This is a genomic window from Micromonospora sp. NPDC002296 (genome assembly GCF_040296145.1).
Taxonomy (GTDB): Bacteria; Actinomycetota; Actinomycetes; order Mycobacteriales; family Micromonosporaceae; genus Micromonospora.
The window spans coordinates 65,658-91,329 of record NZ_JBEOWQ010000015.1 but is presented as its reverse complement, the minus strand read 5'-3'; the positions used below and the strand labels follow the sequence as shown (position 1 = coordinate 91,329).

Below are 25,672 nucleotides of genomic sequence, written 5' to 3'. Positions count from 1 at the left end.
TTGCCCGCCGTGTGGAGCAGGCCTTCGTTCTTCATCGGCCGGGCAGATCGGCCAGCCAGCGGTCCAGGGCCGCCGGGGAGCGGAACAGCAACACCGGCGGCCCGGACGGATCCGTCTGCCAGGCCCGCATCCGCCGGCGATCCCGGCCGAACGCGGTGACGTGCCACACCAGGATCGAGTCCCGGGACAGCACGCTGCCCAGCGACTCGCGGTTGCCGTTGCAGATCTCCTCCCCCGTCACCAGCCGGCGCACGGTACGGCGCAGCAGCCGCCACGAGGAGCACCGACGCGGGTAGTCCAGGCCGACCACCAGGTCGGCGCGAGCCAGCGGCACATCCCGCCACCCGTGGTACGCCCCGTCGAGGATCCAGCGGTCCCGTCGGCAGATCTCCTCGATCCGGCTGCGCTGCTGCGCGACCGGCACCTCGACCCAGCCGGGTTGCCAGAGCAGGTCGTCGACCGGGTACCACGGCACCCCGAGGCGCTCGGCCAGCCGCGCCGCGAGGGTGGACTTGCCCGCGCCGTACACCCCGTAGACCAGGATGCGAGATGGTGCGCTCATCGCGGCAGCGTACGCCCGCCGGCGGCCCGGGATCGTGTCACGGAGCGTTGCGGTTGGTGAGGTCGATGAGGAGTTCGCGGGCGTATGCGAGCCGGTCGGCGGTGATCGACTCCTCGAATCCCGCGGACGACTGCAACGGCCCCGACACCAGCGGGCCGGAGGGCCGGGGCGAGGACCGCCCCGGACCCGACCCCGATCAGTCGATGACGGCAAGGACGATCTTGCCAGTCGTGCGGCCGGTCTCGCCGATCTCGTGCGCCCTGGCCACCTGCTCAAGCGGCAGGACCACCTCGATCTCGGGGCGCAGCCGCCCCGTCTCGACGAGCGAGGCGATCGCCCTCATCCCCGCATGATCGGGTTCGACGATCGTGAAGCCGGCCCGTACGCCGCGCTCGCGCGCCTTCGCCGCCAGATCGGCCTCCGCCGGCGCAGCGAGCGACACCACGATGCCGCCGTCGCGCAGCGTCCGGAGTGAGCGCGGCCCGTAGTCGCCCCCGATGGTGTCGATCACGATGTCGACGTCGCTCACCGCCGACGCGAAGTCGACCCGCGTGTAGTCGATGACCTCGTCGGCACCGAGGCCGTACACGAAGGCGTGCTTGGCCGAGCGGGCGGTGCCGATGACGTACGCGCCGTGTGCCTTGGCGATCTGGACGGCGAGGTGGCCGACGCCACCCGCCGCGGCATGGACCAGCACCCGCTGACCCGGGCGCACCTCGGCGCTGTCGACCAGCGACTGGTACGCGGTGAGCGCCGCCACCGGGAGCGCGGCGGCCTCCACGTGGGAGAGCGCGGCCGGCTTACGGGTGAGGTGCCGAGCCGGGGAGGTCACGTACTCCGCGTACGTGCCCGCCGGTTGCGGTAGGCGCGGCATGCCGAACACCTCGTCGCCGGGCCTGAACATCGTCACACCGAGCCCGACCGCCTCGATCACGCCGGACACGTCCCACCCCAGCCTGACCGGCGTCTCGCCCAGCAGCCCCCCGGTGGCCCGGTGCCACCAGTCGGTCGGGTTGACGCCGGCCGCGTGGACCCGGACGAGCACCTCCGAGATCCCCGGCTCCGGGCGGTCCACCTCGACCACCTTCAACACCTCGGGGCCCCCGAGCGAGTCCTGACTGACAGCACGCATGATCTTTCCTTTGCTCCCGTACGAGTCGCCGATCGGCGTACGGCCAACACTGCGGGAGACGGGTACGCGCTTCGAGTGGCCAGATCGCCAACATGTGACAGGATCTGGCCATGCATCGTGTCGTCGTCCTGGCTCTTGAGGGTGTCTATCCGTTCGAGTTGAGCATCCCGGTGCGGATCTTCGGCACCGCGACGGGCGAGGACGGCGACCCGCTCTACGAAGTGATCACCTGTAGCCTCGACGGCGCTCCGGTCGCGACGAGCGCGGACTTCGTCGTCGCGGTGCGGCACGGGGTCGAGGTCTTCGAGACGGCGGACACCCTGGTGATCCCCCCGTTCGTGTGCGGTCCCCCGGAGGACCGGAACCTGCTTCCCGACGAGCTGGCCGAGGCATTCACCCGTCTCCGGCGGGGTGCCCGTATCGTATCGATCTGCACCGCGTCGTACGTCCTCGCCGCCGCCGGCCTCCTGGACGGCCGCGCCGCGACGACGCACTGGAACGAGGCCGACCGTTTCCAACGGATGTTCCCCCGGATCAAGGTCGATCCCGGTGTGCTGTTCGTCGACGACGGAGACGTGCTCACGGCGGCGGGGGTCGCCGCCGGGGTCGACCTGTGCATGCACCTCCTTCGCCGCGACCACGGCAGCGAGGTCGCCAACCGGGTGGCTCGGCTGTGCGTCGTGCCGCCCTGGCGCGAGGGCGGCCAGGCGCAGTTCATCGAACGTCCGGTGCCCGAGCCCTCGACGGCCACCACGTCCATGACCCGCGACTGGGCACTCGACCGGCTCCATCGACCGCTGACCCTGTCCGAGCTGGCCGACCACGCGCGGATGAGCGTGCGAACGTTCTCCCGGCGCTTCCGCGACGAGGTCGGGACGACCCCCGGCCAGTGGTTGACCCAGCAACGCGTCGCACACGCGCGCCGCCTGCTGGAGTCGACCGATCTACCGGTGGACCGGGTCGCCGGCGAGGCCGGGTTCGGAACCGCCGCCTCGCTGCGCCAGCACCTGACCGCCGCGATCGGCGTGCCGCCGACGACCTACCGCCACACGTTCCGCGCCGGCCGTGCCACGCCGACGGGCGCGCCACGCTGATCGGCTTCCGGGCACCGCCCCCGGGGAGGACCCGCACAGTCGCGGTGCCCGACGGGGGCGGCGGCGCGGCGGCGCGGCGGCGGGCCGCGACGCCTGCACGGTCCGGTCATCGACGCCCGGCGTCCGACAGGCCGACAGCGGCGTCGACGGTCACGACCGGCCGGCGAACCCGGGCCGGCGGGGCGGGCAGGGCACCCCGGTCGACCTTGCCGTTCGCGGTCGCCGGCAGCTCCGGGAGGACCACGTACCGCAGGGGCACCATGTAGTCGGGCAACTGCTGCGCCATGAGGGCGCGCAGCGCGGGCTCGGCCAGGCGCCGTGGGTCGGCGTCGCGCTCGGCCACCAGGTACGCCACCAGGGTCGCGGCGGCGCCCAGGTCGCCGCGGAGCAGCACGACACTGTTGGCGACGAGCGGGTGCCGGTTGAGCACCGACTCGATCTCGCCGAGTTCCACCCGCTGCCCGCGGATCTTCACCTGCGTGTCGATGCGCCCGCCGTAGTTGAGGTGCCCGCTCGGCGACCACCAGGCCAGGTCACCGGTGCGGTACACCCGCTGCGGCCACCCGGCGACGTCGACCTCGACGAACCGCTCCGCGGTCAGGTCGGGCCGCCCGGCGTACCCCCGGGCCAGGCAGTCCCCGCCGAGGACCAGTTCCCCGGGCACGCCCAGCGGCGCGAGTTCGCCGCGCTCGTCGAGGACGTACGCGGCGACGTTCGTGATCGGCCGGCCGATGGGGACCGTGTCGCCCGGTTCGGGCCGCCGACACGGCCAGGCGGTGACGTCGATCGCCGCCTCGGTCGGCCCGTACAGGTTGTGCACCTCGACCTGCGGCAGAGCGGTGGTGAGCTTGTTGACCAGCTTCGGCGGCAGCGCCTCCCCGCTGCAGATCACCCGGCGCAGGCCGGTGCACCGGCCCAGCCCGCGCTCCTCGACGAACAGGGCGAGCATGGACGGCACGAAGTGCACCGTGGTCACCGACTCGCGGGCGACGACCTCGACCATCTCCTGCGGGTCGCGGTGCGCCTGCGCCTCGGCCGTGACCAGGGTCGCGCCGGTCATGAACGCCCACAACAGCTCCCACACCGACACGTCGAAGGTGTACGGCGTCTTCTGCAGCACCCGGTCGCCCGGGCCGATGGGGTACTCGTCGCACATCCACACCAGCCGGTTGGCCAGTGACAGGTGCGTCATCTGCACGCCCTTGGGCGCTCCCGTGGAGCCGGAGGTGAAGATGACGTACGACAGCCCCCGCACCACCTCCTCCGGCGCCCGGTAGCCGCGCCAGTCGACCGGCGCGGCGGGCAGGTCGCCGCCCGCCAGCGGCCGTACGGGCACGGACGGCTCCCCGCCGGAGCCCAGCGCGGCCCGCCCCTCGTCGTCGGCCAGCACCAGCGCCGCGTCGGCCGTGCGGAGCATGAGGTCCAGCCGGGGGCGCGGGTGGGACGGATCCAGCGGCAGGTACGCCCCGCCGGCCAGCAGGACGCCGAGCACCGCGACCACCATCTCGGGGCTTCGCTCGGTGCACAGGCCGACCACCGACCCGGGTCCCACGCCCTCGGCGCGCAGCCGCCCCGCCAGCGCCGCCGCCTCGTCCAGGAACTCGCGATAGGTGCGGTCGCGTCCGCCGCCGCGCAGCGCGACGGCATCGGGGGTGAGCTGCGCCTGGCGGCAGATCGTCTCGTGCACGGGCGTACGCGGCGCGGGGGTCGGCGCGGCGTTGAAGCCGAGCAGCGTCCTGCGCTCCCCCGGGCCGACCAGGGCGGCTTCCCGCACCGGCCGGTCCGGGTGGGCGGCGAGCCAGGCGTGCAGGGTGTCCAGGCGCTCCTGCAGGTGTGCGGGATCGCCGTGGCCGCGGGCGAACCACACCGGTGTTCCGCCCAGCACCGCCGACGCCCCGGCGCCGCCCGTCGTGGGCGCCGCCGGCCCGACGCCCACCGCCACGGACGCCGGGGGCTCGTCCGACGCGGGGACCACGACGGCGGGACCCGGCTGCGGGCCGCGCGTCCGCTCGCGTACCTGGGTCAGGGTGCTGTCCGGGAGGACCCGCACCAGGCTGTCGCCCCACGGGCCGTGCACGGCGACCGAGGTCGCGGCCGACAGGCGGTGGCAGAGCACGGCCGCCACCGCCGCGGCCAGGGTCGGATCGACACGGCCGGTCATGCCGTCACCAGCCCGGCCAGCACGCGCGGCGTGGGATCGGCGGACAGCGCCTCCGTCTGCACGCGCACCCCGAACCTGCGCTGCACCTGGCTGATCATGCGGATGAACAGCAGCGACTCACCGCCGAGCGTGAAGAAGTTCGCGTCCGGCCCGATCTCGGGAGAGCCGAGCATCCGGCCCCACAGCTCAATGATCTCCTTCAGCACCTCGTCCCCGCCGGCACCGGCGGGGTCCGCCGCCGGTTGCGGAGGGTCCTCGGCCGGTCGCGCCGGTGCGGCGTCGAGCCAGTGCCGGGTGCGGGCGAAGGGGTACGTGGGCAGCGCGACCCGCCGCGCCCTGCTGTCGCCGCGCACCGCTGCCCAGTCCACGGCCGCGCCGGCGGTCCACAGCCCGCCGAGTCCGGCGAGCACGTCACCGGCGTCGGCCCGCTCCGTCGGCCGGGGCTGCAGGGCGAACCCGGGTACCCGCCGCCCGTCCTGCGGCGCCTCCCGGGCCGCGCCGGTCAGCGCGGTGCCCGGCCCGACCTCGACCAGGACCGGATCGGGCAGGCCCAGCCCGGTCAGCAGCGCGTCGTGGTAGCGCACCGGGCTGCGCAGTTGCGCGGCCCAGTAGCCCTCGGCGCGCGGCAGCCCCTTGCCGAGCAACCCGCCGTCGATGCTGCTGACCACCGGGATGGTGCGGGGTCGCTGGGCGATGCGATCCGCCTCGACGCCGAGCAGCCGGGCCGCCCCGGCCATCATCCGCGAGTGGAAGGCGCGCTGCGCGGGCAACGTCCGGCAGCGGATCTCGGCCGCCGCCAGGCGCTCCCGGAACGCGGCGAGCTGTGCCACCGGCCCGGCCACCACGGTGACCTCGGGGCCGTTGCGCGCGGCCACGTCGAGGTCGTCCAGGCCCGCCAGGTGCTCCTCCAGGTCGGGCACCGGCGCGAGCACGGCCAGCATGCCGCCCTCAGGCGCGTCCTGCATCAGCCTGCCGCGGGTCACGACCAGGCGCAGCATGTCCTCGGCGGCCATCTCGCCGGCCAGCGCCGCAGCCGCGAACTCGCCGATCGAGTGGCCGATCAGCGCCGCCGGGCGTACGCCCCACGACACCAGCAGCCTGCCGAGCGCGAGCTCGTGCAGCGCCAGCGCGGGCTGGGTGACGTCGGTGCGGTGCACGACGCCGTGCGGGTCGACGTCGACCAGCACGTCGCGCAGGTCCAGCCCCAGGTCCGGGGCCAGCAGCCCCGCCCCGTGGTCGAGGTCGGCACGGAAGGACGGGTAACGGTCGTAGAGGCCCCGCGACATGGCGGGGAACTCCGCGCCCTGGCCCGGGAACAGGAACACCACGCTGGGCCGGCGGGCCGCCTCGCGGACCGGTGCCCTGCGCAGCCGGGTCAGCGCCGCCGGGACGTCCCGCGCGGCGACCGCGAGCCGGTGCGGGAAGTGCCTGCGGTACGTCTGCGACGTCAGCGCGACATCGCCGACGGCCAGGTCGGGGCGCTGCCGCAGGTGTTCGCTCAGCTGCTCGGCGCCCGCCCGGACCGCCTCCGGGCTGCGCCCGGACAGCACGATCAGCTCGGCGTCGCCGTCGGCCGTGGAGGAACCGGGCACGGCCGGCCCGTCGGCCTCCTCCAGCACCACGTGGGCGTTGGTGCCGCCCAGGCCGAAGGAGCTGACCGCCGCCCGACGCGGCCCGCCGGCGGTGTCCCACTGTCGGGCCACGCTGTCCGCGGTGAACGGGGTCGACCCGTCGAGCAGCTCGGGCCGGGCCTGCTTGAGGCCGGCCAGCGGCGGGATCTGCCGGAAGTGCAGCGCCAGCGTGGCCTTGATGAGGCCCGCGACACCGGCCGCCGCGTCGAGGTGTCCGACGTTGGCCTTGACCGAGCCGATCGAGCACGGCCGCTCGCCCCGACGGAACACCTCGGTCAACGCCGCCAGCTCGATCGCGTCGCCGACCTCGGTGGCGGTGCCGTGCGCCTCCAGGTAACCGACGCTCGCGGGGTCGACGCCGGCGGCGGCGTACGCGCGGTTCAGCACGTCGATCTGCCCGGCGACGCCGGGCGCGGTGTAGCCGACCTTCAGGCCCCCGTCGTTGTTCACCGCCGACCCCTTGATCAGGGCGTACACGGTGTCCCCGTCGCGGCGGGCGTCCTCGGCGCGTTTGAGCGCCACCATGGCGACGCCGTTGCCGGGGACCGTCCCGTCGGCCGAGGCGTCGAAGGGCCGGCACGTGCCGTCGGGCGACATGATGCCCTTCGTCTCGTAGAGGTAGCCGGCCTGCTGCGGCACGGCCACACAGACTCCGCCGGCGAGCGCGACGTCCGAGTCGCCGGTGCGCAGGCTCTGGCAGGCCAGGTGCACCGCCACCAGCGACGTCGAGCAGGCGGTCTGCACGGTGACCGCCGGGCCGCCCAGGTCCAGCCGGTACGCGATCTTCGCCGCCAGATGGTCCTTCTCGTTGCCCAGCACGACCGACAGCAGCCCCTGGGTCTCGACCAGGCCGGGCTGCGTGAACACGTGGTGCAGCGCGTAGTAGTTGAAGCCGGCCCCGGCGAACACGCCGACCCGCCCGAACGGTTGCTGGCCGGCCAGCCCGGCGGACTCCAACGCGGCCCACGCCGTCTGCATCAGCAGCCGGTGCTGCGGATCCATGGTCTCGGCCTCCCGTGGCGTAATGCCGAAGAAGGCGGCGTCGAACAGGTCCGGGTCGGCCAGCACGCCCCGCGCCGGCACGTACGCCGGGTCGTCGAGCCGGTCGGCGGACACGCCCGCGGCCAGCAGCTCGCCGCGGGTCAGCTCGCTGATCGTGATCGTCCCGGCGACCACGTTGGACCAGTACTGCCAGACGTCGGCAGCGCCGGGGAACCGGCCCGCCATGCCTACGATCGCGATGTCGCCGTTCATGAGGATGCGCCTACTCCTTCGGTCTGTGCGTGCAGGTGCCTGGCCAGCGTCTGGACGGTCGGGAAGCGGTAGAGGTCGGTCAGCGGGACGGCCCGGCCGGCCAGTCGCTCCTGCAGCAGCCGGCGCACGATCGCCAACCGCAGCGACTCCCCGCCGACGTCGAAGAACGCCTCGTCGACGTCGAAGTCGTCGGTGCCCAGCGCCTCCACCCAAACCCCCGTCACCAGTTCCTCGAACTCGGCCACCGACGCCGAGCTCGGGGCGGGGATCGACGCCGGCCGCCCCGCCGCCGCTGCTGTGGGCGTGACGGCGGCGGGCTGCGGCACCGCGGCCAGCACGCCCAGGGCCCTGAGGTCGACCTTGCCGTTGCGGTCGAGCGGGAACTCGGCCACGGTCACCCACTGCTGCGGCCGGGCGTAGGGTGGCAGCTCGGCCTCCACCGCACGGCGCACGCCGGCCACCACCAGTCCGTCGGGTGCGGGCTTGAGCGCGGCGCACAGGCGTACGCCGGTCGCCGGATCCCCGGTGGTGAACACCACCGCGTCCCGCACCCCGGGCTGCGCCCGCAGCCTGCGCTCGACGTCGACCAGCTCCACCCGGTGCCCGGCGATCTTCACCTGGCGGTCGTTGCGGCCGAGGAAGCGCAGCTGCCCGTCCGCGCCCCAGCGCACCAGATCCCCGGTGCGGTACAGGCGCGCCCCCAGGCCGGCGTGCCGCACGAACGACGCGTCCGTGCGCGCGGCGTCGTTGAGGTAGCCGTCGGCGAGCCCGGTGCCCGCCGCCTGCAACTCGCCGACGGCGCCCGGCGGGACAAGGCGTCCGGACGGGTCGACGACGTACAGGTCGGTGCCGTGCACCGCCGCGCCGATCGGCAGCGGGTCCGGCGTCGCGTCGGCGTGGTCGACCGAGTACGTCGTGGTGAACGTGGTGTTCTCGGTGGGGCCGTAGCCGTTGGTGACCCGCAGCCCCGGGCAGGCCCGCAGCATCCGGCGCACGTGCGCCGGTGAGACCACGCCGCCCCCGGTGAACAGCTGCCGCAGCCCGGCGAACCCGTCCGGGCGGTGGTCGGCGACCAGGTGGAACACGCCCGAGGTGAGCCAGGCGTGGGTGATCCCGGCGGTGGGCAGGAACTCGGCCAGGCCGCTCGGCGTCGGCTCCCCGGGCGGGAACACCACCACCGTGTCGCCGTTGACCAGCGGCACCAGCAGCTCCAGCGTGGACGCGTCGAACGCCAGCGGGGACAGCCGCATCATCCGCATGCCCGACCGGTCGGCGAACAGCCGCGGATCGTCGGCCAGCCGCAGCACCGCCCGGTGCGGCACGACCACGCCCTTGGGCACGCCCGTCGAGCCCGAGGTGAAGGAGACGTACGCGGCCCGCGTCGGGCCGGCCGGGGCGGCCCCGATCGCGTCGTCCCCGGCCCGCGGCGGCGTGCGCAGGCAGGCCGGGGCGCAGTCGCCCACGCCCGACCACTGCGGGCCGGGCGGGCCCGCGCCGAGGCGGGCCCGTGGCGCGACGGCTGCGGCCAGGTGTGCCCGCCACTCGTCGGTGGCGAGGTGGTCGACCGCGACGTAGTACGCGCCCAGCCGCAGCACACCCAGCACCGCGACGGCCTCGGCGGCCGAGCGCGGCAGCTCCAGGATCACCGCGTCACCGGCGCGCACGCCGTGCGCGTGCAGCAGCCGCGACTGCTCGACGGCATGGTCGTGCAGCTCACGGTAGGTCAGCGTGAGCCCGGCGTGCGCGTCGACCAGCGCGATCCGCTCGCCCGCCGACTCCGCGTGCGCCGCGAACCGGCTCCACACGTCGCCGGAGGTGTCGTACGAGCCGCCCGCGCCCAGCTCCCGCAGCCGGGCGTGCTGCCCAGCCGACAGGGTCGTGACGTCGCGCAGGGCCGCGCCCGGACCGGCGGCCAGCTCCAGCAGCGCCGCCCCGAACGACTCGGCCAGCTCCCCGGCGTCGGCGGCGGTGAGCGCCGACGTCGCGTACTCCAGGGCGAACCGGGGACGACCCGACCACGACTGGAGGTAGAGCAGCGCGTCGAACACCGCGCCGTGGCAGTGACCCTCGTGCACCCGCCAGGTGCGGCCACCGGCGGCCAGCTCGTCGGGCACCAGCTCGTGGTGGGCGGCGAAGCCGACCTGCGCCAGCGGGTTGCGGCCCGGGTCGGTGTCGACGCCGAGCCCGGAGACGACCCGCTCGAACGGCACGTCGGCGTCGGCGGCGGCCTCGGCCAGCGCCGCCGCCACGCCGCGTACGTAGTCCCGCACGTCGACGTCGTCGGCCGCGCCGCAGCGCACCGGGACGACCCGGGTGCACAGGCCCACGATGTCGTCCATGCCCGCCTCGAACCGGCCCGCCGCCGGCACCCCGAGCACCAGGTCGGTCAGGCCCGCGCGGCGGGACACGGCCAGTGCCCACGCCGCCATGGCCACCGACGTCACCGTCACCCGGCAGTGCCGGGCCAGCTCGGTCGCGGCCCGCGCCGCCTCGGCGTCGAGGTACAGGTGCAGCCGCGCGCCGTGACCGTCGGCCTCGACGACCGGCGGCAGGTCGGTGGGCAGCGTCACCGTGAACGGCGCGCCGTCCAGCCGGGCCGCCGTCCGGGCCAGCGCGCCGTCCAGCGCCCCGGAGGCCTCCTGCGCGGCCAGCCGCGAGCCGACCCAGTCCGGCGACGGCGCGGCGCCCAGCGGGCCGTTTCCGGCGTAGAGCTCGGCGAACTCGCGCCACAGCACGCCGACGCTCCAGCCGTCGCTGATCGTGTGGTGCACCAGCATGGTGAGCAGGTCGCGCCGCCCGGCACGGGTCAGCACGAAGACGACCGGCGGCTGTTCGAAGGGGCGCAGCAACCGCGCGGCCGACCGGCCGTAGAGCTCGTGCACGGCGCGTACCGCGTCGTCGCCGGGCAGCGTCTGGTGCAGCAGCCTCGGCTCGTACGGCGCGGGCAGCACGATCCGGGCCTGACGCGGGTCCCGGACGAACCGGGTGCGCAGGGCCTCGTGCCGGGTCGCCAACTCGCGCAGCGCCGAACGGGTCCGGGCCCCGTCGAGCGGCCCGTCCGCCTCCAGCGTGAACATCAGGTGGTAGGGCGCGTCCTGGTCGAGCAGGTGCGCGGCCAGCATGGACCGCTGGCCGGGCAGCAGTTCCAGCTCGGCGGGCCGCCGCGCGGCCACCGGCGGCGCGGTGTCCACGTAGTCCACCGCGCCGGCCAGCGCCCGCGCCAGCGGCAGCGCAGACAGCAGCCGGGCGCTGTCCACGTGCGCCCGCAGCTCACGCTGACCCAGCGAGACCAGCGCGATGGCCTGTAGCGAGGTGCCGCCGAGGGCGACGAACGACTCCGTGCCGGCCGCGTCGCGCAGGTGCTCGGGCGTGAGGCCGAGCACCCGTGCGGCGAGCGGCGTCCAGGTGGTGAGGTCGCGGGCGGCCATCACACGCTCTCCGCCACGGGCCTGTCCGGCGACACCTGGCTCGCGACGTCACGCAGGTCGGCGAGGCGGGGGTTCTCCAGGACGTGGCCGAACATCACCGCGAGGTTGAGCTCCTGACGGATCAGCGTGCTCAGCCGCAGGGCGCTGAGCGAGTGGCCGCCGAGGTCGAAGAAGTCGTCGTCGTCGTCGACCGTGTCGACGCCGAGCACCTCCATCCACAGCTCCTCGAACTCGGCCACCCAGGTCCGGTCGTGTACGTCGCGCATCAGTGGTGCCTCTCTGTGTCCAGGTGGGTCGCGGGGGCGTCCAGGTAGTGCCGGGTGGCCGCGAAGGGGTAGGTGGGGGCGGGCAGCCGACGCCGTCCGGTGTCGTGCACGCCGTCCCAGGCGCCGATGACACCCAGTTGCCACAGCGCGCCGACGGTCGCGAGCAGCCGGGCGTGCCGGTCGGCGGGCAGCACGGGCTGGTCCGGGCCCAGGTGTGGGGTGACGCTCGTGCCGACCTCGATCCAGAACACCGGGTCGAGGTCGACGGGCAGCGTCGCCGACGCGGGCGGTTCGGCCGCCCGCGCCCGCCAGTACGCGAGGTCGCCGCCGCCGGTCAGCGGCTGCCCGTCGAAGGCGTGGACGGGCAGGTCGGCCGGGCCGAGCCGGACGCCGTCGACGCCGGTGCCGCGGATCAGCCCCAGCGCGTCCGCGACGGACATGATCCCGGCCACGACCGCGCAGGCCACCGCGCCGATGCCGGCGCCGGCCACGGCGCGCGGGGCCAGCCCCCGGCTGCGCAGCGACCGCGCCAGGCCGACACAGGCCAGCAGCCGGTCGCAGCGCTCCCGGACGGCCTCGTCGAGGTCGTGACCGCGCAGCAGCGCCACGCCCTCGTCGACGACCCGGCGGTACACCGGGTCGGCGTCGTAGTTGGGCCGGTTGCCGGTCAGCTCGCCGGCCCCGGTGAGGTGCAGCGCCACCCCGCGCGCCCGCCCCTTCGCGCCGGCCTGCCGGACCGTCGCCGGCGAGCCGTGTGCTCCGGTCAGGAACGCGGCCCGCCACGGCAGCTCGGCCCGGCCGGTCCGCAGCGTGTACGCGAGGTCGGCCAGTTCGCCGGGCGTCGTCCCGGCCACGTGGGCCACGGCGTGGTCCAGGCTGTCCTGCGCCACGGCGGCGGTCTTGGCGGAGACCAGAACCAGCTCGGTGACGTGGCGGCGAGGCCGGGACCGGACGGCCGGGGCCTCCTGCAGCACGACGTGGGCGTTGGTGCCGCCGATGCCGAAGGCGCTCACCCCGGCCCGGCGTACGCCGTCGATCGGCTCCCAGGGCCGGGCCGTCGCCGGCAGCTCGAACACCGAACCGTCCAGTTCGACCGCCGGGTTGGGCGTGCGCAGGTGGGCGATCGGCGGGATCACCCGGTGCTTCAGCGCCAGCACCGTCTTGATCAGGCCGATCACCCCGGCGGCGGTGTCCAGGTGCCCGACGACCGACTTGGCCGCGCCGAGAGCGCAGGGCCGCCGGTCGGGCCGAACGCTGTCGAAGACCTGCCGCAGCGCCGCCACCTCGATCGGGTCGCCGAGCGCGGTGCCGGTGCCGTGGGTCTCGATCAGGCCGACGGTATCCGGGTCGACGTCGGCCACGCTCAGCGCCGCCGAGATCACGCCGCTCTGGCCGGTGGGACCGGGCGCGGTGAAGCCCGCCTTGCGGGAGCCGTCGTTGTTGACCGCGGAGCCGCGGATCACGGCGTGCACGGTGTCGCCGTCGCGCAGCGCGTCCCCGAGCCGCTTGAGCACCACCACGCCCGCGCCGTCGCCGGGCACGGTGCCGTCGGCCGCGGCGTCGAAGGCCCGGCACCTGCCGTCGGCGGAGAAGATCCCGCCGGGCTCGTACAGGTGCCCGCGCCGCGTCGGCGGGGCAACCGTGGCGGCACCGGCCAGCGCCACGTCGGCGTCGTAGGTCAGCAACGCCTGTGCCGCCTGGTGCACCGCGACCAGCGACGTCGAGCAGGCGGTCTGCACGGCCAGCGCCGGACCCTGCAGGTTGAGCTTGTACGCGATCCGGGTGGCCGCGAAATCCTTGTCGCTGCCGATGATCAGCCCCAGGCCGCCGGCCGCCTCGACCGCGCGTTCGTTGGGCCACACGTTGTCGAGCAGGTAGACGTTCAGGCCGGTGCCGACGTACACGCCGATCCGGTTGCCGTCGGCCGCGACGGGCGGGTAGCCGGCGTGCTCCAGCGCGGTCCAGGCGCACTCCAGCAGGATCCGCTGCTGTGGATCCATCAGCGCGCTGTCCGACGGCGAGTAGCTGAACAGCCGGTGGTCGAAGCGGTCCGCGCCACTGAGCACCGCCCGGGCGGGCACGAAGTCGGGCCGCTCCACCACGTCCTTCGGCACGCCCCAGCCGACGAGCTGCTCGGGTGTGAAGAAGGTGACCGCGTCGACCCCGTCGACCACGTGGTGCCAGAACAGGTCCAGGTCGCGTTCGGCGCCCGGGGCCCGTACGGCCATGCCGACCACCGCCACCGCCGCGCTGTCGTCGAGTTCAGCCACGGCCGCCTCCGGTGCGGCGCCGGTCGGCGAGCAGGGCGCGACCCTGACGGCGCTGCGCCGCCTTCGCGTCGGCGAGCACCGGGGCCTCCTGTTGCAGGTGCGCGGCGCAGCCGGCGACCGTGCCGGAGCGGAACAGGTCCGTCACGGAGACGTCCAGGCCCTCCTCGGAGAGCCGCTGTTGCAGCGCGATCAGCGTGAAGCTGTGCCCGCCCAGGTCGAAGAAGTTGTCGTGCAGCCCGATGTCGACCCGGTCCAGCACCTCGCCCCAGCAGGCCCGGATGCGCTCCTCCAGGCCGGTGCCGGCGGTGAGGTCGCGCCGCGCCGCGGGGGCTGCGGCCGTGCGCGCGGCGCGGCTGTCGGCCAGCAGCCGCGCGGTGTCCACCTTGCCGTGCGTGGTCAGCGGGATCGCCGCGACGGTCAGGATCCGCGACGGCACCATGTACGCCGGCAGCGTCCCCCGCACGTAGGCCCGCAACTCGCGTTCGGCGTCCGGGCCGAACTCGCCGACGACGAAGGCGGCCAGTTCGTCGTTCTCCGCCGCCACGGCGCACGAACGCACCGCCGGGTGGGTCAGGAACGCGCCCTCGACCTCGGCCAGCTCGACGCGGTAGCCGCGCAGCTGCACCTGGTTGTCGTTGCGGCCGAGGTACACCAGGTTCCCGTCGACGCCCCACTTGACCACGTCGCCGGTCCGGTACATCACGCCCCTGCCGTACGGGTCGGGCAGGAAGCGCGCCTCGGTCAGCTCCGGGTTGTCCACGTAGCCGTGCGCGACGAGCACGCCGCCGCAGTACAGCTCGCCGGGCACGTTGAGACCGGTCGGCCGCAGGTCGTCGTCGAGGACGTAGCAGCGCCCCGACGGCAACGGCACACCGACGTTGCCCTCCCCGACCCGGGCCAGGTCCGCGGCGGGCGCCGCGAAGATCGTGACGTGGATGGTGCCCTCGGTGATGCCGTACATGTTGACGAACACCGCGCGCATGCCCGGCGCGCCGGCGACCAGCGACGTGACCCGCGACCAGCTCAGCGCCTCGCCGCCGAGAACCACGTAGCGGATGCTGGAGACCTCGTGCGCGCCCAGCAGCCGCAGGTACGGGGGCAGCAGCCGGTAGAGCGCACCCGGGGTCTGGAAGACCACCGTGACGGCCTCGCGCCGTACCAGCGCGGCGAGCCGCTGCCGGTCCACCAGGTCGGCCTGGTCGGCGACGACCAGCCGGCCGCCGGTGGTCAGCGCGCCCCACATCTCCCACACCGAGGCGTCGAACGAGAACGAGCTCGCCGCCAGCCACACGTCGGCGGCGGTGACGTCGAGGCCGGCCGGGGTCGGGCTGTGCAGGGCGTCCAGGCCGCCGTGTCCGACCATGACGCCCTTGGGCACACCGGTGGAGCCCGAGGTGTAGATGATGTACGCCTGGTCGTCCGGACCGGGGAACGTCTCCGCGACCACGGACGTCCCGTTGAGGGTGTGCGCGTCGGCCAGCCGGATGTCGCGGTCCTGCGCCAGCGCCCCGGCGGTGTCGGCGGTGCTGGCCTCCACCAACATGAACGGCATCGCGGCGTTGGCCGTGATCAGTTCGAGGCGCTGCTGCGGGTACTCGGGGTCCAGTGGCACGTAGACGCCGCCGAGCTTCCACACGCCCAGGATCGCCGCGACGATCGCGGGCGAGCGGCGCAGCAGCAGCCCGACCCGGTCGCCGCGCCGTACGCCCCGATCGGCCAGGCCCGCCGCGATCCGCCCGGCCCACCGGTCCAGCTCGGCGTAGGTGACCTCCACGTCCCGGTGGCGCACCGCCACCGCGTCCGGGGTGTGCGCCACGTGCTCGGCGAACCGGCGCAGCACCGACGGGTGCTCGACCGGCCGCTGCGGGACCGGCGGATTCACCCCCTCGGTCAGCAGCAGCCGCTCGGCCTCCGTCACCATGGACGGCTCGTCGTCCGGCTCGTCGACGACCGACCTCAGGAAGGTCAGGTAGTGGTTGAGCAGCGTCTCGACGGTCGCCGGGGTGAACAGTTCGGTGCTGTACTCGGCACGCAGGAACGGCGTGGCGGTGGAGACGTCGAGGGTCAGGCCCAGGTCGAACTTGGTGACGTCGATCTCGACGTCGACCTCGGTCAGCTTCACCCCGTCGAACTCGGGGAACGCGAACGGGAAGTTCTGCACCGTCAGGGAGGTCTGGAACAGCGGGGCGTGGCTGAGCTGCCGCTCCCCCACGGTGGCCCGCACGATCTGCTCGAACGGCACGTCCTGGTTGGCGAACGCGGCCATGCTGGCCCCGCGGGCCCGGTCGACCAGTTCGGCGAAGCTCGGCCGGCCGGACACGTCGAGGCGGATCGGCAGCGTGTTGACCAGGCAGCCGACGAGGCGCTCCTCGGCCTCGTCCATCCGGTTGGCCACCGGCACGCCGATCACCACCTCGTCCTGGCGCGCGTACCGCGACAGCACCGAGGCGTACGCGGCCAGCGTCACCGCGAACAGCGTTGCACCCCGCGCCCTGGCCCAGTCGGTGAGCCGCTCGACCAGCGCGGGCTCGACGGGGCGGCGGAGCACCGCGCCGTCGGCGCTGAGCACGCTCGGCCGGGGGAAGTCGGTGGGCAGCGCGAGCTGCGGGACGTCACGCAGCCGGGCTCGCCAGAAGTCCAGCCCGGAGCTGTCGCGCTCCCAGGACTCGCGCTGCCGCCGCGCGTACGTCAGGTGGGACTGCGGCGGTTCGGCGTACTCGGCGGCACCGGGTCCGGACAACGCGGCGTTGTACTCGGCGGCGAGGTCCCGCAGCAGCAGGCCCACCGACCAGCCGTCGCAGGCGATGTGGTGCACCAACACCGCGAGCGTGTGCTCGTCCGGGCCCCAGGAACGCAGGAAGGCGCGCAGCACCGGCCCGTCGCCGAGCCCGAAGGGACGGCGGGCCTGCTCGGCGACCAGGGTGTGCAGGAAGGTCTCCTGGGTGTCCCGGTCGGCCCACCCGCTTACCTGGATGTCGATGTCCGCGTGCGGGGTGGGCGACACCCGCTGGGTGAGCACACCGTCGACCAACGCGAACGTGGTGCGCAGCGCGTCGTGCCGGGCGACGACGCGCGTCAGCGCCCCGCGCAGCACCTCGGGCCGCAGCGCGCCGTGCAGGTGGACCGCGAAGGCCACCACGTACGCCGGGTTGCCGGGCTGGAGCTGGTTGAGGAAATAGAGTCGTTCCTGAGCGAAGGAAGCAGGACCGGTACGAACCATGGATCGAGCGTGGTCCGCCGGACCTCCCACCCGACAGAGCATCGTTCCCCGCTGCCCGGGGAAATCCTCCCGGGTCGCGTTCCGGGCACCTCGATGCCTCCGCCGGATGCGGCCCGGCCCCCGGCCCGACGGGGTCAGCCGTCGGACCGGGGGCCGGTCGGGATGCGCGCACCGCCGGGGAACGTCGCTAGTACTCGCCGCGGCCGAAGGCGGCCAGCTCCGCGGAGTGCCCCGGGTTGCTGACGTACGTCGCCCCGATCGGGGCGGTCACCCGGCACCACATGTCGAGCCGCTCCACGTCGATGCCGGCCGCCGCGGCCAACTCGTCACGCCGGCGCACCATCTCCGCACGGTCCAGACCCTCCAGCACGTAGTCGACCGCGTCGAAGCAGGGGTCACCGGCGCAGGCCATCGGGTCGATGGCCACCAGGCCCTTCGCACCGCCGCTGAGCACGTTGCCCAGGTGCAGGTCGCCGTGCAGCAGCACGGTGTCGGTGGGTGCCGCGAACAGGTCGTCGCGCAGCCGCTTCGACCCGGTGAGGTCGGCGCCCCGCCGCACCGCCGAGTTGAACAGCACGTCGATCCAGTCCTCCAGCCGCCGCGGCGAGGCCGCCGGGTCCCCGACGCCGTGCAGGTCGTTGAGGAACGCGGCGTACTCCGCCGGCGAGGGCGGCTGCGGCATCTTCTCCACCAACGTGCCCGGGTGGATCGATTCGAGCAGCACCGCGCCCTTGGCCGTCGCCAGCACCGCCGGCACCCGCCCGCTGGCCGCGAACTGGCGCAGCATGTCGACCTCCTCCCGCACGGCGTAGCTGTCGGGTGACAGCTTCAGCACCGCGTCGCCCTGCGGGCCCCGGCACCGGAACACCACCGAGGAGTTGCCGGACTTGAGCTGGTCGCCGAGGTCGAGCCCCCACTGCTCGACGAGTTCGTCCAGCCGCCGGGGCAACGTGCCGACCCAGCGGTGCGCCGCCTTGCCGAACCTCGGCTCCAGTCGATTCGTGATCGCTTCCAGATCAAGGACCATCCCACTCACCTCTCCGTCGATCGCGCGTCGGCGTACGCGGCGGAGTCGCCCACCTTCGGCAGGGGCGCGGCGCCCCACCTGTGGGCCAGCGGGACGCTGCCACCGGACACCCGGTCGGGACTCGGCGCGGGGCGCTCCAGCCTGGCCTTTCGGGCGACCTCGATCGCCTCGTACCGGTCCGACACGTTCAATTTGTTGAAGATGGTCGAGATGTGGTTGCTGACCGTCTTGGGCGACAGGTGCAGCTGCGTGGCGATCGCCCCGTTGCGCATGCCCGAAGCGATCAGCTCCAGCACCTGGCGCTCGCGCGTCGTCAGCTCCGGGAAGAGCTGCTGGTTGCGGGGCTCCCGGCCGAGCTTCGCGATGAGTTGATCGGCCACCCTGGGTCCAAGGATCACCTCGCCCGTCGCGAGGCCCCGGATCGTCCGCACGATGCCGTCGCCCGGGCAGCTCTTGAGCACGTAGCCCCGCGCGCCGGCGCGCATGGCCGCGAAGACCGACCCCTCGTCCTCGACCGCGGTGAAGACCAGCACCGCGGTCGAGGGCGAGAGCCGGGCGATCTCCTGCAGCGTCACGCCCGCCTGGAAGTCCGGCAGCTCGATGTCGAGCACGAGCACGTCGGGGCGCAGCGCCGCCGCCCCTTTCATCGCCTCCCGCGCGGTACCCGCCTCGGCGACCACGGCGACCTCGGCCGAGGAGGACAGCAGGGCACGCAGGCCCTTGCGCACCACCGGCTGGGCATCGGCCAGCACAACTGTCACAGCACGGGATACTGCCTCGTACGCGACACCTCCTGGCTCCCGCCTCATCGTAGGAGCCAGTTCGGTGGTCGAGCCCACGCTGACCATCACAACACCTCACCCGTCCTAACTGGCCCGCGACGCCTCCCTTCGGTGGAGGCGTCGCGGAATAGCCGACTCCGCATCGGCGTGAACATTTGATGACCACCAACAGAAGAACACGCGTACTTAGCCGTACGGTATCCATGTCCATCTTCTGACGCAATTGCAGCGATCAAATCAATATGAGCGATCGAAGGAAGCTTCTCGACGACGAAACGGCCCACAACGGACCGGAGGGCCGGGACGAAACCCAGGGCCCCCTGCTCAACGCCTCGCACGACCCAGGACGCCCGCCCTGGTCGGGCCGCACGACTAGCCCACCGAGCTCCGGGCGTCCACGGGCAGCTGTCCCGATCGACCCAGGAATTCGTCCCACCCCCGGCCCACCGAACGCCCTGTCCCGCCCTGCCCCGCCACCGCGATGATTGACGCCGACCGCTCCCCCACACCAGGATGTGCGAATATGCCCTTTTCGCGATTGATTGATTCCGGAACCCGTTTGGTACCGACCGATCCGCTACGCAGGAAACTGATCGCGATCCGGCTGGCCGAATCGATCGGCAAGGGAGTCTTTCTCAGCGGCAGTGTCGTCTACTTCACGCTCCGCGTCGGACTCGACCCCAAGCAGGTCGGTCTGGGCCTGTCCGCGGCGGGCATGTCCGCCTTCATCTCATCGGTCCTGTTCGGCGTGATCGCCGACCGGGTGGGCGCGCGCCGGCTGCTCGTCATGCTGTTCGCCGCGCTGGCGGTGGGATTCGGGCTCTACGCCCTGGTGGACAACGCGGTCCACTTCTTCGCCCTGGTGGTCGCCGTCGGCTTCATCGAGTACGGCACCGGCCCGACCAACGGGGCGCTCGTCGGCAACCTCGTGCCCGCCGAGGAACGGGTCAAGCTCAAGGCCATGATGCGGTCGGTGTTCAACATCGGTTTCAGCATCGGCATCGGCGTGGCTGCCGTCGCCGCGCTCAGCCAGCGGCTGCTCGTGCTGATCCCGCTCACCACCGCCGCGCTGATGGCCAGCGCCGCGCTGCTGGTCACCCGCCTGCCCGACACGCCGTCGCGTCCCGTTCCGGTGGGCTTCAAGCGCTTCGCCGCCGTACGCGACCCGCGCTTCCTCTCCGTCGTCGGCGTCTCGACGGTGCTCGCCTCCCACGTCACCGTCATCCTGGTCACGATGCCGCTGTGGGCACTCAACCGCACCTCGCTGCCGCACTTCCTGATCCCGCTGCTGCTCATCTTCAACACGGTGTTCGTCATCCTGTTCCAGGTGCGGGCCAGCCGTGGCGCGGACACCGTGGACGGTGCCGGCAGGCTCGCCCGGCGCTCCGGCTACTGGCTGGCCGGCGGATGCGCCGTCATCGCGGTGACCGCCCTCAACGACGACGTCGTGCTGGTGTCCGTCGCGATCGTCGCCGCGGTGCTGATCCTGTCGGTGGCCGAGGTGATGCAGGCAGCCTCGGGGTGGGGCCTCGCCTTCGGGCTCGCCCCGGAGCACGCCCAGGGCGAGTACCTCGGCGCGTTCGACCTACACGTGATCACGCAGAACATCATCGGCCCGGCCGTGCTGTCCGGCCTGGTCATCGCCTTCGGCTTCTGGGGCTGGCTCGGCATCGCGGTGGCCGCGTTGGCCGCGTCGGCGCTGATCGTCCCGGTCGCGCGCCGCGGCGAGGTCACGCTCGTCCGGGCGGCAGCCTCCGCGACCAGCCCGTAGGGCCCCGCACCGTCGGCCGGGACCATCCCGGCCGACGGGCCGGGCACCCTACGGACGGTCGCGGCCGGGATCAGGTCCCCGGGGCGGCTGCGGGCCGGGCACCCCGCGCGGACCGCGAGGCCCCGCCCCGCAGCACCCGACGCACGATCGCCGGACGCAGCAGCCGGTGCGGCGGGTCGACGAGGTTGAGGACCCGCAGGAAGGCGGTGCCGAGCACCGCGTCGGTGCGGGCGGCGGCATGGAGCCGGTGCACGTACGCGTTGACGAGCCGCACCCGCACCGTCCGGCGCCCGTCCACCTCGGGGAAGCGCAGATCCGTGCCGACCGCGATGGACCACGGGCCGTCGATGAGCTTGCTGGCCCCGCGGAAGAACCGCCGCCACAGCCGGTCCCGGTCGCCCGCCAGCAGGGTCCGCAGCAGCAGGCCCTCGGTGGCCGCGACCGTCATTCCCTGACCGTAGACGGGGTTGAAGCTGCACAGGGCGTCCCCGAACACCAGGTAGCCGAGCGGAAAGCGGCGCAGCCGCTCGTAGCGCCGCCGGACGCTCGCCGGATAGCGCATCAGGGCCGGTTCGCCGACGGGGGTGGCCTCGCGCACCAACCGGCTGATCAGCGGCAGACCCAGCGACTCGGCGAACCGTGCGTAGCCCTCGTCGTCCAGCGGCGGCTGCTCGCCGAGCACCCCGGCGAGGGCCACCCCGAAGCGGCCATTCTCCTGGGCGGCGACGATGCCGGTGCGCGGACGCCCCGGAACGGCGTTGGTCAGCGCGCCGAGGAGGCCGTCGAGGTGGCGGGGGTCGCGCTCGTAGTTGCGGGTGACATAGGTGACGTCGACCGCGACCCGCTGTTCTTGCGGGGCCGGGCAGCCGAGCGCGGTCAGCCACCCCGGGGTACGCGACGCCCGGCCGCAGGCGTCGACCACCAGATCGGCGTCGAGCCGGTAGGCCGCCCCGTCGCGCGGCGTCACCAGGACACCGGTGATCCGGCGACGGTCGTCGGTGCTCAGCAGACCGGTCGCCTCCGCAGGAGGCTGGAAACGGACGTTCCCCAGCTTCTCCACCCGGGCCCGCACCGTGCGCTCCAGCAGGGGGCGGCTGACCCCCACGCCGATGAGCTGGGACGGGGAGCGGCGCATCGGGTAGCCGTCGTTGCACCAGTGCACCTGCCCGTTGAGGTCGACGAGGGGTGCGCCGGCCGCGTGCAGCTCGTCGCTGAGACCGTCGAACAGCTCGTCGAGCGCCTGCCGCCCGCGGGCCAGCAGAACGTGCAGCTGACGCGACTGGGGCACCCCGCGCCGCGGCGCCGGCGCCTCGGGCAGGATGTCGCGGTCGACGATCGTGACGGTGTCGTACGCGTCGCTGAGCACCCGGGCGGCGATCAGCCCGCCCATGCTGGCACCCAGTACCACGGCGTTGCCTGCGCGGCCCATGGTCGAGACGGTAGGCGACCGAGGCGCGCCGGTCCTCTTCCAGATTGCGCAACCGGCTCGACGGCCCGGACTCCCGCACAGTCGGCCGGCCTTTCGCCGAAGCTGATCCGCGAAAGATCCGGGCCGGCCACCGAGGACGGCGCCCGGTTCGGACGAAAGCTGTCCTCAGTGGCCGGCGGCGAGGTGGTCAGGGCGAGGTGGAGAGCGAGGCGACGAGCCCGGCGCCGCCGCAGCAGAGCAGCCCGAACACGACCAGCGTGACGAGCAGGACGCTGTAGTTCGACCACATGCCGAACTTCGTCACGTCGGTGCCGTTCCCGTCGTGGACGCGGTTGCGCCAACCGCCGAAGCGGAACGACAGGGCGTGCAGGGCCCCGGGGTGGGCGACGAGCGCGGTGGTCATGACGGGGATGCCCATGAAGTCGGTGTAGCGGACGTCGTGCGGCCCCGCCGGGACGGCCACGTACCAGGTGCCCTCACCGGGGATCGGCACCGCCTGGCGGTCGATCTTGAATTTGCTGGTGGTCGGGGCGGGCACGATGTACGGCCCGCGGTTGACCGAGACGGCCAGCACCGCGTGGCCCGGGGGCGGCGAAATCGGGTGTGGGTAGGCCATCAGCGGCGTGACGGCGCCGGGCATGGGTGGGTACGACGGATGAGGAGGGTACGACACCGCCACATCCTGGCACGGCCCCGCACACTCCGGCAGAGCCGCCGATGATCACGAAGCGGGCACGAGTTGGACACCGATCGGCGGAGCGCCGCCGGCCAGGCCCCGCCAACCCTCGTTGCCCGAGATCCGACACCTGACCGGGCGAAGGGCACATCCATCCCGCATCGTCCGTTCGGCTAGTAATTAGCCAATCCTTCGGGTAGTGTTCGCGGCATCAACTGGACGACATGACGCGGTGGCGAGGCCCGTGATCGTGGCCTTGCGACAGCGCACCCGCCCGTACGTGTGCTCCGGCGACAGCCGGTTCGGAGATCTTCCGGTCGATCCGATCCACGGGCACGTGCGGAAGGACCACCCCATGTCCACCACCCTCGAACCGTCGACCAGCACCCGCCTCGGCCGACGAAGCAGCGCGCAGAACGCCGACAGCGCCGACAACCTTCTGGCCTCGATGGCCGCCACCCCGGCCGACGACCCCCGCCGACCGGCCCTGCGGGAACGCGCCATCGAGGCGTGGTTGCCACTCGCCCGCCACCTGGCACGCCGCTACGCCGGACGCGGCGCACACGACGAGGACCTGGCCCAGACCGCCGCGGTCGGGCTCATCAAGGCCGTCGACAACTTCGACCCCACCCGGGGCGTCGACTTCACCGGATACGCCATCCCCACCATCATCGGCGAGATCAAGCGGTACTTCCGTGACCGCACCTGGGCCGTGCGGGTGCCCCGCCGCCTGCAGGAACTACGCCTGACGATCAGCGAGGCGAACAGCACCCTCACCCAGACGTTGAGGCGCTCGCCGACCGTGGCCGACATCGCGACCTACCTCGACCTGACCGAGGAGACGGTCCTGGAAGGACTGGAAGGGGCCCGGGCCTACCGGGCCACCTCGCTGTCCACCCCGATCGGGGCCGACGGCAGCAGGGAACTCGGCGACACCCTGGGCGTCAACGACCACGGCCTCGACCTGGCCGAGATCCGCGTCGCCCTCGGCCCGGCCCTCGCCACGCTGCCGGAACGCGAACGCAGGATCCTGAGCATGCGTTTCCACGGCAACCTGACCCAGGCCCAGATCGCCGGCCGGATCGGCGTCTCACAGATGCACGTCTCCCGGCTCATCACCCGAGCGCTCGCCCAGCTGCGCGGCCAGCTCGCCGAGGACTACGCCTGACCCTCCGGCCCGTGCGGCGGTTCAGCGGCGACGCCGAGGGCGGCGAGCAGATTCTCCACCGCGGCGTCCGACGCCCGGCGGACGCTCTCGGTCGTCGAAGCGCCGAGGTGTGGCGTCGGCACCACCCGGGGATGGGCGAGCAGGGCCGACGGCTCCGGCGGTTCGCGGTCGAACGCGTCGACCGAGTACAGCGCGATCCGGCCGGACTCCAGCTCCGCCAGCAGGGCCACCTCGTCGACCAGGGTCGAGCGTGCGGTGTTGAGCAGGACGGCGTCGTCGCGGAGCAGGGCGAGTTCGGCGGAGCCGAGCAGCGGCCCGGCCGGTGACGGCGGGACGTGCAGCGACACGACCTCACTGGTGCGCAGCAGCGCCTCCAGCGGCAGCAGCGCCACGTCGCCGCCGTCGCTGACGAACGGATCGTGCGCCACGACCCGCATGCCGAGGCCGCCCGCCAGGTGGGCGAGGCGGCGCCCGATCGCGCCGAGACCGACCACGCCGAGGGTACGCCCGGCGGCCTCCCGCCCGGTGCCGCGCCGCCAGTGGCCGGCGCGCAGGGCGGCGCTGGCCTCGGGCAGGCCGCGCAGGCCCATGAGGGCGAGCGCGAGGGCGAGTTCGGCGACGCCCTGGGCGTTGGCGCCCCGGGCGGTGAGCACCTGGACGCCGGCCGCGTCGGCGGCCGTACCGTCGATGGCGTCGCGGCCGGCGCCGTTGCGGCTGATCACCCGCAGGGCGTCGGCGTGGGCCAGGACGCCCGCGTCGATCGTCTCGACGCCGGCGATCCAGCCGACGACGCCGGGCAGCGCGGCGGCGAGTTCCGCGCCGGTGGGCTGCCGCCCCGGGGCGGGTGCCACGACGGTGAAGCCGGCGGCCCGGAGCCGGTCGACGGCGGCCGAGCCCGGTGCCGACATCGACCGGGGGGTGACGAGGATCCGGGGCGCGGTCACGACAGCACCTGCGGTGTCTGCGGGCCGAGCAGCGTGATCAGGCGCTCCACCTCGGACGCCATCGCGTCGCGGGCCGGCGCGACGTACTTGCGCGCGTCCAGCAGCCTGGGGTCCGCGTCGAGCCGCTCGCGCACCACCCGGGTGAACACCTTGTTGAGATGGGTGGCGATGTTGACCTTCGTCATCCCCCGGGTCACCACGGCCCGCAGGGTCGCGTCGTCGACGCCGGAGGAACCGTGCAGCACCAGGGGCACCGGCACCAGCTCGGAGATCGCGGCGACCAGTTCCAGGTCGACCACCGCGTCGCGGGACGCCATCGCGTGGGAGGTGCCGACCGCGACGGCGAGCGAGTCGACGCCGGTCTCCTCGCAGAACCTGCGGGCCTCGCCAGGGTCGGTCCGCACCCCCGGGGCGTGCACGCCGTCCTTGCCGCCGACCTCACCGAGTTCCGCCTCGACCGCGACGTCGCGGGCGTGGCAGTGCGCGACGATCCGGCGGGTGGCGGCCCGGTTCTCGTCGTCGGGCAGCCGGGAGCCGTCGAACATGACGGAGGTGAAGCCGAGATCCACCGCCTGGTGGACGAGGTCGACGTCCTCGGCGTGGTCGAGGTGCAGCACGACGGGGACGGTCGCCGCCTCGGCGAGCGCCCGCGCGGCCAGCGCGAGGGGGCGCAGGCCGCCGTGGTAGCGGACCGCGTTCTCGCTGATCTGCAACACCAGCGGCGCGCGGGCCGCCTCGGCGCCGGTGACCAGCGCCTCGGCGTGCTCCAGCAGGGTGGCGTTGAACGCCCCGACGCCGTGCCGCGCCTTGCGGGCGGCGGCGAGGAGTGGGCGAGGGTCGGCGAGGGGCATGGCGGC

Annotated in this window: 17 protein-coding genes; 3 read left to right on the top strand and 14 right to left on the bottom strand. The window is 73.8% G+C overall.

The genetic code is table 11. From position 1 onward, the window contains the following. Positions 1-31: 31 nt before the first annotated feature. Positions 32-562, bottom strand: coding sequence for an AAA family ATPase (locus tag ABT023_RS14815; protein ID WP_350885535.1), 531 nt, complete (start codon positions 560-562; stop codon positions 32-34). 196 nt (positions 563-758) lie between these two features. Then, the gene (locus ABT023_RS14810; RefSeq protein WP_350885533.1) at positions 759-1,694 is read right to left on the bottom strand and encodes an NADP-dependent oxidoreductase; all 936 of its coding nucleotides are present in this window, start codon (positions 1,692-1,694) and stop codon (positions 759-761) included. Between the two features lie 110 nt (positions 1,695-1,804). Here ABT023_RS14810 and ABT023_RS14805 point away from each other — a divergent pair, with 110 nt between their 5' ends. Next, positions 1,805-2,788 (top strand): GlxA family transcriptional regulator, encoded by a 984-nt coding sequence (locus ABT023_RS14805; protein WP_350885531.1) that lies wholly within the window; start codon positions 1,805-1,807, stop codon positions 2,786-2,788. A 106-nt stretch (positions 2,789-2,894) separates the two neighbouring features. Here the strand turns inward: ABT023_RS14805 and ABT023_RS14800 are convergent, their stop codons facing one another. The 8 genes from ABT023_RS14800 to ABT023_RS14765 form a co-directional block, all read right to left on the bottom strand. Beyond that, positions 2,895-4,949, bottom strand: a complete 2,055-nt coding sequence (locus ABT023_RS14800) for a non-ribosomal peptide synthetase (RefSeq protein WP_350885529.1) — start codon at positions 4,947-4,949, stop codon at positions 2,895-2,897. Next, on the bottom strand, positions 4,946-7,834 hold the full coding sequence (locus ABT023_RS14795) for a type I polyketide synthase (RefSeq protein ID WP_350885527.1): 2,889 nt from the start codon (positions 7,832-7,834) through the stop codon (positions 4,946-4,948). The genes ABT023_RS14800 and ABT023_RS14795 overlap by 4 nt, the downstream gene beginning before the upstream one ends. Next, positions 7,831-11,262, bottom strand: a complete 3,432-nt coding sequence (locus ABT023_RS14790; protein ID WP_350885525.1) for a non-ribosomal peptide synthetase — start codon at positions 11,260-11,262, stop codon at positions 7,831-7,833. Before ABT023_RS14790 ends, ABT023_RS14795 begins: the two co-directional genes overlap by 4 nt. Beyond that, complete coding sequence (locus ABT023_RS14785) at positions 11,262-11,528, bottom strand: phosphopantetheine-binding protein (protein WP_350885523.1); 267 nt, start codon at positions 11,526-11,528, stop codon at positions 11,262-11,264. Before ABT023_RS14785 ends, ABT023_RS14790 begins: the two co-directional genes overlap by 1 nt. Next, positions 11,528-13,798 carry a beta-ketoacyl synthase N-terminal-like domain-containing protein gene (locus ABT023_RS14780; protein WP_350885521.1) on the bottom strand — a complete coding sequence of 757 codons (2,271 nt, stop codon included), beginning with the start codon at positions 13,796-13,798 and terminating at the stop codon, positions 11,528-11,530. Before ABT023_RS14780 ends, ABT023_RS14785 begins: the two co-directional genes overlap by 1 nt. After that, positions 13,791-17,018 carry a non-ribosomal peptide synthetase gene (locus ABT023_RS14775; RefSeq protein ID WP_350885519.1) on the bottom strand — a complete coding sequence of 1,076 codons (3,228 nt, stop codon included), beginning with the start codon at positions 17,016-17,018 and terminating at the stop codon, positions 13,791-13,793. The genes ABT023_RS14780 and ABT023_RS14775 overlap by 8 nt, the downstream gene beginning before the upstream one ends. 187 nt (positions 17,019-17,205) lie before the next feature. Further along, positions 17,206-18,045, bottom strand: coding sequence for an aminoglycoside phosphotransferase family protein (locus ABT023_RS14770; protein WP_350885517.1), 840 nt, complete (start codon positions 18,043-18,045; stop codon positions 17,206-17,208). Between the two features lie 5 nt (positions 18,046-18,050). Further along, a complete protein-coding gene (locus ABT023_RS14765) occupies positions 18,051-18,806 on the bottom strand; it encodes a LuxR C-terminal-related transcriptional regulator (RefSeq protein WP_350885515.1) in 756 nt (251 codons plus the stop codon). 580 nt (positions 18,807-19,386) lie between these two features. Here ABT023_RS14765 and ABT023_RS14760 point away from each other — a divergent pair. Beyond that, on the top strand, positions 19,387-20,598 hold the full coding sequence (locus ABT023_RS14760) for an MFS transporter (protein ID WP_350885513.1): 1,212 nt from the start codon (positions 19,387-19,389) through the stop codon (positions 20,596-20,598). A 70-nt stretch (positions 20,599-20,668) separates the two neighbouring features. Here ABT023_RS14760 and ABT023_RS14755 read toward each other — a convergent pair whose 3' ends face one another. Next, on the bottom strand, positions 20,669-22,027 hold the full coding sequence (locus tag ABT023_RS14755; RefSeq protein ID WP_350885511.1) for an FAD-dependent oxidoreductase: 1,359 nt from the start codon (positions 22,025-22,027) through the stop codon (positions 20,669-20,671). A 187-nt stretch (positions 22,028-22,214) separates the two neighbouring features. Continuing rightward, on the bottom strand, positions 22,215-22,700 hold the full coding sequence (locus ABT023_RS14750; RefSeq protein ID WP_350885509.1) for a hypothetical protein: 486 nt from the start codon (positions 22,698-22,700) through the stop codon (positions 22,215-22,217). 451 nt (positions 22,701-23,151) lie between these two features. On the opposite strand from ABT023_RS14750, the gene ABT023_RS14745 reads away from it, so the two are divergent. Further along, a complete protein-coding gene (locus tag ABT023_RS14745; protein ID WP_502890678.1) occupies positions 23,152-23,871 on the top strand; it encodes a SigB/SigF/SigG family RNA polymerase sigma factor in 720 nt (239 codons plus the stop codon). Here the strand turns inward: ABT023_RS14745 and ABT023_RS14740 are convergent. Next, the gene (locus ABT023_RS14740) at positions 23,862-24,815 is read right to left on the bottom strand and encodes an NAD(P)-dependent oxidoreductase (RefSeq protein ID WP_350885506.1); all 954 of its coding nucleotides are present in this window, start codon (positions 24,813-24,815) and stop codon (positions 23,862-23,864) included. The two genes, ABT023_RS14745 and ABT023_RS14740, sit on opposite strands and share 10 nt — an antisense overlap. Next, positions 24,812-25,666 (bottom strand): class II fructose-bisphosphate aldolase, encoded by an 855-nt coding sequence (locus tag ABT023_RS14735; protein WP_350885504.1) that lies wholly within the window; start codon positions 25,664-25,666, stop codon positions 24,812-24,814. Before ABT023_RS14735 ends, ABT023_RS14740 begins: the two co-directional genes overlap by 4 nt. Positions 25,667-25,672 lie beyond the last annotated feature (6 nt).